1 protein-coding gene and 2 pseudogenes are annotated in these 2,659 nt (G+C 72.2%); all 3 read right to left on the bottom strand.

The window, feature by feature from the left end; translation table 11 throughout:
• Positions 1 to 556 (bottom strand): annotated as a pseudogene (locus AC1D01_RS29170) (J domain-containing protein); the annotation flags it as partial.
• A gap of 14 nt (positions 557 to 570) precedes the next feature.
• A complete protein-coding gene (locus AC1D01_RS29165) occupies positions 571 to 2,271 on the bottom strand; it encodes an Hsp70 family protein (RefSeq protein WP_477872640.1) in 1,701 nt (566 codons plus the stop codon).
• 48 nt (positions 2,272 to 2,319) lie between these two features.
• Positions 2,320 to 2,659, bottom strand: a pseudogene (locus AC1D01_RS29160) (MBL fold metallo-hydrolase); the annotation flags it as partial.

Here is a 2,659-nt window from a genome sequence, read left to right as displayed (position 1 = left end):
GCCACGCACCGATCAGGCGCACGGTGCGGAAATCGTCCAGCCAGTCGAAGTGGGCCTGCAGCATCAGCAGCAGCGCGGACGGCAGCAGCGGGGTGCGCAGCACCAGGTCGGCGAAGCGTGCCGAGGCCTCGGCCTCCTGGCCCAGCGGCAGGTCGTTCAGCTGCCGGCGCAACACCGGCACCAGCGCCTCGAGCGCGGCCGGGCCTTGCGGCACGGTGCGGGTGACGAGCTCGCACAGGGCTTCGGGGGACAGGGATTGCGCGGTCGGCATCTCGGCCGGTACCGAAATGACGGCCGGCTCGGTCGACGGTTCAACGGGTATCACGGACACAACGGGTGCCGGGTCGGGGGCGGTCGCGGTCACCAGCGCTTCGGCCCGCAGCGCCTGCCGATGCCGTGCCCACGCGACCATCCGGTCATAGGCCTCGCGCAGCGCCTGGTAGGCGAGCGCGTCGTCGTCGGGCCGCGTCACCTTCAGCTTCGCGGCATAGCTGCGCTTGATCAGCGCGAGGTCGTCGGTGGGCTCCGCCAGCCCCAGCACCTGCCAATCGTGCATCGTGGCCCCGCCGGTCAGAAGCGGAAGCCGCCGTCGATGCTGTCCAGCGCCTGCCGGAACTGCTGGCGCGCGTTGCGCACCGTGCGCGCGTCCTGCGTGTCGAGTGCCGCTTCGAACTGCGCCATCCAGGCCTGCAGCGCGTTGCGCTCCTCGCCCAGCCGGTCTTCGTACAGGCGCTTCGCGCGCTCCAGCAGGTAGCGGTTCTCGTCCTCGTCGCGCGGGTGGCGCTTCAGCAGCTTCAGCCGTTCGAGTGCCGCCGCGACCGCCGCGGCGTCCATCTGCGTCGAGGTGTTGTGGATCAGCGTGTTGGTGATGCGGCCGCTGGCGGTCTCGCGGGCGTCGRCGTCGAGCAGGCCGTTCGCGTCGTAGGTGAAGCGCACCTCCAGCGTCGCCGCGCCGGCCGGGCGGGGCGGCACGTCGACATCGAGCACGCCCAGCGCCAGGTTCTCGGAGCCGACCGGCGATTCGCCCTGGCGGATGTCGACGCGGATGCTCTTCTGGTGGTCGACCACCGTCGAGTAGACGCCGACGCGCGACACCGGCACCGGCGTGTTGCGCTCGATGATCGGCGAGAAGCGGTCGGCCACCATCGTGTCGCCGACCTGCTGCGACGCGACGATGCCCAGCGAGTACGGCATCACGTCGGTCAGCACCACCTCGGCGAGCGCGGCGTCGCGCGCCTTCAGCCCGGCCTGCACCGCGGCGCCCTGCGCGATCGCGAGGTCGGGATCGATGGTGCGCAACGGCAGGCGCTGGAACAGCCGCGTCGTCAGCTGGCGGATCATCGGCATGCGCGTCGCGCCGCCGACCAGCACCACCTCGTCGAGCGCGGCGGCATCGATCTTCGCGTCGTACAGCGCGCGCTCGATCGGGCGGCGCAGGCGCTGCAGCAGCTCGGCGCTCGCGGATTCGAAATCGGCCCGCGTGATCGCGCACTCGAGGCGCCGGCCCTGGTGCACCAGCGACATCACGGCGCTGTCGGCATCGCTCAGGTTGCGCTTGGCCTGCTCGGCGGCACGCCACCAGGCGCCGCCCTGCATCAGCGCCTCGCGCTCGGCGGGCTTCAGGCCGTCGCAGCGCTCGACGAACAACCGGCCCAGCGCCTGCACGAAATCCTCGCCGCCGAGCCGCGTGTCGCCGGCGCTCGCCCGCACCTCGACGACGCCGTCGAAGTACTCGAGCACCGAGACATCGAAGGTGCCGCCGCCCAGGTCGAAGATCAGGAAGCTGCTGTGGTCGATGCGCTCCTGCAGGCCGTAGGCCAGCCCGGCGGCGGTCGGCTCGTTGAGCAGCCGCTCCACCGTCAGCCCGGCCAGTTCGCCGGCGGTGCGGGTGGCGCGGCGCTGCGCCTCGTTGAAGTACGCCGGCACGGTGATCACCGCCTCGGTCACCGGCTCGCCGAGCAGCGCCTCGGCATCGGCCTTCAGCGATTGCAGCACCAGCGCCGACAGCTCCTCGGGGCGGAAGTCGCGCGTGCCCAGGCGCAGCTTGCGGTCGCTGCCCATCCAGCGCTTGAAGCCCTGCGCGGTGCGGTCGGGGTGGGTGCTGGCGCGCTCGCGGGCGGCCAGGCCGACCAGCGTGCGGCCTTCGTCATCGAGGCTGACCGCCGAGGGCGTGGAGAAGTCGCCGTGCACGTTGCGTACCAGCTGCGGCCGCCCGCCCTGGAAGATGCCGATCAGGCTGTTGGTCGTGCCGAGGTCGATGCCGACGATCATGGTGCGCGGCGCGGCTCGGCCGCGCGAATCCGAGAGGCGCCGAGGATATCAGCGCGCGCGGTCGAGCCAGATGCCGATGCCCTGCGCGTTCAGCTCCAGGTCCATCGCGAGCAGCGCCAGCGCGTCGTCGCGCGGCACGCTGCTGCCCAGGCGCTGCAGCCGCGCCGTGTAGAGCGCCGCGAGGCCGGCCATCAGCGCGGCGTGGCGTTCTGGCGCCGGCAGCGGGCGCAGCCGCTCGCCGAGCGCGACGATCTCGTCGACCTGCGCCAGCATCATCTCGCCGAGCCGCGGCACCCCCTCGACACAGCCATAGTGCGTGAGGTACAGCCGCTCGGGGTGGAAGCCGAGCATGCGCTGCACCGACTGCTTCAGCGCCTCGGGCTCGAAC

The sequence above is a fragment of the Rhizobacter sp. P3_B12 genome (genome assembly GCF_056402895.1).
Note: the sequence above shows the minus strand (reverse complement) of the source record. Positions and strands in the feature narration are given on the sequence as shown.